Consider the following 6,158-nt stretch of genomic DNA (forward strand, 5'->3'; position numbering starts at 1 on the left):
CGTCACCGAGACCGCCGAGGACGCCGGGATCGCCGACGTCCTGACGGTGGGCACGCTGGAGCGCGACAACGCGGGCGCCGCCCGGCTCCTCACCGTGTTCGCGCAGGCCCACGTCGGTGGTCTGCCCGTCGACTGGAAGACCGTCCTGCCCGCCGCCGGTCAGGTGGACCTGCCGACCTACGCCTTCCAGCACCAGCGGTACTGGCTCCAGTCGGCCGACGTCCCCGCGCCCGCGTCGGGCGGCGACGGCTCGGGCACGGCCGCCGAGGCCGAGTTCTGGGCCGCCGTCGAGGGCGGCGACCTGGTCCACATCGCCGACACGCTGGCGATCGAGGACCAGCAGCAACTCGCCGAGATCCTGCCCGCGCTGGCGTCCTGGCGCCGCCGCGAGCGCGACCGCTCGGTGACCGACGGCTGGCGCTACCGCGTGACCTGGTCACCGGCGACCGAGCCCGGCGGCCTCGCCCGCCTCTCGGGCCGCTGGCTGGTCGTCCTCCCCGCCGGGGAGATCGACGGCGAGGTGGCGCAGGGCTGCGTGGCGGCGCTGTCCTCCCGCGGGGCCGAGGTCGTGTTCGTCGAGGTCCCGGCCGGGACCGTCGACCGGGCCGGGATCGCCGCCCTGATCGACGGGGCGCAGCAGGGCGGCGGCGCGGCGGTGTCCGGCGTGCTGTCGCTCCTCGCGACCGACGAGACGCGCCTGCCCGCCCACCCGGCGGTGACCGTGGGCCTGGCCGCCACGCTGGGCCTGGTGCAGGCCCTCGGCGACGCCGAGGTCCTCGCACCGCTCTGGATCGTCACCCGCGGCGCCGTCGCCACCGCCCCGAGCGAGGTGCTGACCCGCCCGCTGCAGTCGCAGGTGTGGGGCTTCGGCCGCGTCGTCGGCCTCGAATTCCCGGACCGCTGGGGCGGGTTGATCGACCTGCCGCCCGTCCTGGACGAGCGGACCGGCTCGCAGCTCGTGACCGTGCTGGCCGGCTGCGACGAGAACCAGGCCGCGCTGCGGCCGGCCGGGATCGTGGGCCGCAGGCTGACCCACGCCCCCCGGCCCTCGGCGGCCGGCACCTGGCGGCCGAGGAACGGAACCGCGCTGATCACCGGTGGTACCGGTGCGCTCGGCGGGTACGTGGCGCGCTGGCTCGCCGGACGCGGGATCGAGCGCGTGGTGCTGACCAGCCGCTCCGGCGCCGGCGCCCGCGGCGTCGCCGCCCAGGCGGCCGACCTGGCCAACCGGGGGACCGGGGTGGACGTGGTGGCCTGCGACGCGGCCGACCGGTCCCAGCTGGCCGCGCTGCTGGACCGGATCGCCGTGAACGGCCCCGCGCTCGGCACGGTGGTGCACACGGCGGCGGTGCTCGACGACGGCGTGATCGACGGCCTCTCGGCGGCGCGACTGGAGTCGGTGCTCGCGGCCAAGGCCGCCGGCGCGGCCCACCTGGACGAGCTGACCGCGGATCTGGACCTGGACGCCTTCGTCCTGTTCTCCTCCGTGGTGGCCACCACGGGCGGCCCCGGCCAGGCCAACTACGGGGCGGCGAACGCCTACCTGGACGCCGTCGCCGAGAACCGGCGCAGCCGCGGCCTGGCCGCGCTCGCCGTCGCGTGGGGCCCGTGGGCGGCCGGTGTGGCGCAGGGCTCCGAGGCGGCGCGGCAGCGCCTGGCCCGCAACCAGTGGGAAGGCGTCATGGACCCGGAGCTCGCGGTCCGGGCGCTGGGCGAGGCGCTGGACAGCCGCGACACCGTGCTGACGGTGACGAACATCGACTGGTCCGTCATCCTCGCGGCGCCGCAGTCGGCGGCGAGCCTGCTGCAGGTCCCCCTGATGCGGGACCTGCCGGAGATCCACCGGCTGGCCGCGATGCTGGCCGAGGTCCCGGCCGCACCGGTCGAGCAGGACCTGGTGCGCCGCCTGGCCGGCCTGAGCCGGGCCGAGCAGCGCCGGGTGCTGACCGAACTCGTCCAGGCGAAGGCCGCGCACGTGCTCGGCCACCCCTCGCCCGACACGGTCGAGGTCAACCGCGCGTTCAGCGAACTCGGCTTCGACTCCCTGACCGCGGTGGAGCTGCGCAACGACCTCAGCTCCGCCACGGACCTGCGGCTGCCCGCGACCCTGCTGTTCGACTACCCCACCACGGCCGCGCTGGCCGACTACCTGGAGGCGGAGCTGCTGGGCGCCCAGCCGGACGGCGCCGACGCGCCGGCGGCCGTGCCCGCCACGATCGCCGGCGACGACATGATCGCGATCGTCGGCATGGCCTGCCGCTACCCCGGCGGCGTGGTCGACCCCGACGGGCTGTGGGCCCTGCTGGCCTCCGGCGGGGACGGGATCTCCGGCTTCCCGGACGACCGCGGCTGGGACCTGGAGGCCCTCGGCGACTCCTCGTACGTCCGGGCCGGCGGGTTCGTCCAGGACATGAGCGGGTTCGACGCCGGCTTCTTCGGCATCAGCCCGCGTGAGGCCCTGGCGATGGACCCGCAGCAGCGCCTGCTGCTGGAGCTGTCCTGGGAGGCGGTGGAGCGGGCCGGCATCGACCCGGAGTCGCTGCGCGGCAGCGCGACCGGCGTCTTCGTCGGCGGCTACACCTCCGGCTACGGCTACGGCGCGGACATCGAGGGCATGGCCCACCTCATCACCGGCAACGCGACGAGCGTGCTGTCCGGCCGCGTGTCGTACGCGCTCGGGCTCGAAGGCCCGGCGGTGACGGTCGACACGGCCTGCTCGTCGTCCCTGGTGGCGATGCACATGGCCGCCCAGGCGCTGCGCTCCGGCGAGTGCTCGATGGCGCTGGCCGGCGGTGTCACCATCCTGGTGAGCCCCGAGGGCTTCGTCGGCTTCAGCGAGCAGAGCGGCCTGGCGAAGGACGGCCGCTGCAAGGCCTTCTCGGCCGAGGCGGACGGCATGGGCTTCGCCGAGGGCGCGGGCGTGCTCGTCGTGGAGCGGCTGTCGGACGCCCGGCGCAACGGGCACCAGGTGCTCGCGGTGCTGCGCGGCAGTGCGACCAACCAGGACGGCGCGTCCAACGGTCTGACGGCGCCGAACGGGCCGTCGCAGCAGCGGGTGATCCGCGCGGCGCTGGCGAACGCCGGACTGACGGCCGCCGACGTCGACGTGGTCGAGGCGCACGGCACCGGCACCAAGCTGGGCGACCCGATCGAGGCGCAGGCGCTGCTGGCGACCTACGGCCGGGACCGGGGCGAGCACGGCCCGCTCCGGCTGGGGTCGGTGAAGTCCAACATCGGGCACACCCAGGCCGCGGCCGGTGTGGCCGGTGTGATCAAGATGGTGCTGGCGCTGCAGCACGAGCAGCTGCCGAAGACCCTGCACGTCGACGAGCCGTCGCCGCACGTGGACTGGTCCGCCGGTGAGGTGGAGCTGCTGACGGAGGCGACGCCCTGGCCGGTCAACGGCCGGGTGCGGCGAGCCGGCGTGTCCTCGTTCGGCCTGAGCGGGACCAACGCGCACGTCATCCTGGAGGAGGCCCCCGCGGCCGCCGAGCCCGCCGAGGCCGGGAACGACGGCCAGGGCGACGTCGCCAAGGTGGTCGAGCCCGGTGGGGCCGGTGCGTGGCTGGTGTCGGGCCGGTCGGCCGAGGGGCTGGCCGGGCAGGCGGAGCGGCTGTACGACTGGGTGGCCGCGCGGCCGGAGCTGGCTCCGGCGGATGTGGCGTGGTCGTTGGCGACGACGCGGTCGGTGTTCGAGCACCGGGCGGTGGTGGTGGGCACGGACGGCGGCGAGCTGCTGTCCGGGCTGCAGAGTCTGGCGGCCGGGGTGCCGTCGGGTTCGGTGGTGTCGGGTGTGGCGCGGCCGGGTGCGCGGACGGTGTTCGCGTTCGCGGGTCAGGGGTCGCAGTGGGTCGGTATGGGCCGGGAGCTCGCCGAGTCGAGTCCGGTGTTCGCGGCGCGGTTGGCGGAGTGTGCGGCGGCGCTGGCGCCGTATGTGGACTGGTCGTTGGACGAGGTGCTGGCCGGGGCGCCGGGTGCGCCGGAGATGAAGGCGGCGGATGTCGTCCAGCCGGCGCTGTGGGCGGTGATGGTCTCGCTCGCCGCCGTCTGGGAGGCCGCGGGTGTGACGCCGGATGCGGTGGTGGGTCATTCGCAGGGTGAGATCGCGGCGGCGACGGTGGCCGGGATGCTGTCGTTGGAGGACGGTGCCCGGGTGGTGGCGCTGCGTTCGCAGTCGCTGAAGGTGCTGGCCGGTCTGGGCGGGATGCTGTCGGTGAGCCGGCCCGCGGGCGTGGTGGAGGAGCGGATCGCCCGTTTCGGTGAGCGGCTGTCGCTGGCGGCCGTCAACGGCCCGTCGGCGGTGGTGGTCTCCGGCGACCCGGAGGCTCTGGAGGAGCTGAAGGCCGAGTTCGAGGCGGAGGGTGTGCGCGCCCGGATGGTCGCGGTGGACTACGCCTCGCACTCCGCCCAGGTCGACCGGTTGGAGGAGGAGATCACCTCCGTCCTGGCCGGGATCGCCCCGCGGCGTGGCCGTGTGCCGATGGTCTCGGCGATGACGGGGGAGACCCTGACGGGCGAGGAGCTGGACGCCGCCTACTGGTACGCCAGCCTGCGGGCGACGGTGCACTACGACCGGGCGGTCCGGACCCTGGCGAGCCAGGGCCACCAGTTGTTCGTGGAGGTCACCCCGCACCCGGTGCTGCTGGGCGCGATGAACGACACCCTCGAAGAGGTCGCGCTGGAGGCCGGCCCCGGTATCGTGCCGGCGGCCGTCTGCGGCACCCTGCGCCGCGACGAGGGCGGCACGACTCGCCTGGTCACCTCGCTCGCGGAGGCGTTCGTCCACGGCGCGGCGGTCGACTGGACGTCCGTCCTGCCGGCCGGTGGGCGGATCGAGCTGCCGACCTATGCCTTCCAGCACGAGCGCTACTGGCCGCGCGCTGCCGCACCGGCCATCGGTGGGGACGCGGTGTCGCTGGGCCTGGGCGCGGTCGGGCACCCGTTGCTGGGTGCGGCGGTCGAGCTGGCCGGTGGTGCGGGCCTGGTGTGCACCGGGCGGCTGTCCGTGCGGACGCACCCGTGGCTGGCCGACCACGCGATCGGCGGGGCGGTGCTCCTGCCGGGCACCGGCTTCGTCGAGCTGGCCGTGCGTGCCGGGGACCAGGTCGGCTGCGGCCTGCTGGAGGAACTGACGCTGCAGGCACCGCTCGTCCTGCCCGCCGACGGCTCCGGTGTCCAGGTCCAGGTGGCGCTGGCCGAGGCGGACGGTGAGGGTCGGCGCGCGGTCGAGGTGTTCTCCCGCCTCGACGCGCAGCAGGAGTGGACACAGCACGCGAGCGGTGTGGTCGCCCCCGTCGAGGGAACGGCCGTGGCGGAGGAGGACTTCGCGGTCTGGCCTCCGCGCGGCGCCACCGTCGTGGACGTCAGCGGCGTGTACGAGGCCGCTGCCGAGGGACCGTACGGTTACGGTCCGGCGTTCCGGGGGCTGCGGGCTGCCTGGCGCCGCGGCGAGGACCTCTTCGCCGAAGTGGTGCTGCCCGAGGGCGTGGCGGCTGACGCGGGGGCGTTCGGGCTCCACCCGGCGCTGCTGGACGGCGTGTTGCACGCCAGCGCTCTGGTCGGCGGTGGTGAGGAGGGTGAGCCGGGTCAGGTGCGGCTGCCGTTCGCCTGGACGGGCGTGGAGCTTCACGCGACCGGTGCCTCCGTTCTGCGGGCCCGGCTGCGTCGGGACGCTCAGGGCAGCTTGACGCTGACGGCGGCGGACGCGATGGGTGCTCCGGTGGTGTCGGTGGCCTCGCTGATCACCCGCCCGGTGGCGGCCGATCAGCTCCAGGCTTCCGGCCCGGCCGTGGCGGATGCCCTGTTCACCGTCGAGTGGTCGCCGATCGCCGGGGCCGAGGCCCCGGCCGGGGAGTGGGCGCTGATCGGCGCCGACCGCTTCGGCCTTGCCGAGGCGCTGGGCACGGCCGGTGTGCCGGTCCGTTCCTTCGCCGATCTGGCCGAGGTGGCCGATGCCACCGAGGCGGGGCAGATCACCCCTGGCATCGTCCTGGCCTTGGCGGGTGACGAGGCCGGCGGTGATGCGGCCGAGGCCGCCCGCCGGGCGACCGGCGAGGCGCTGCAGCTGGCACAGGACTGGCTGGCCGAAGAGCTCCTGGAGGCGGCCCAGTTGGTGGTCGTCACCCGGGGCGCTGTGGCCGCCTCGGCCGGTGAGCGGA

General features: G+C 75.4%; 1 protein-coding gene. It reads left to right on the forward strand.

Features of this window, described 5'->3' with window-relative positions:
- Positions 1-6,158, forward strand: a 6,158-nt coding sequence (locus ACZ6Y7_RS37835) for an SDR family NAD(P)-dependent oxidoreductase (RefSeq protein WP_465762525.1), incomplete at both ends; no start/stop codon positions are given.

It is taken from the genome of Kitasatospora sp. NPDC053308 (genome assembly GCF_055585785.1).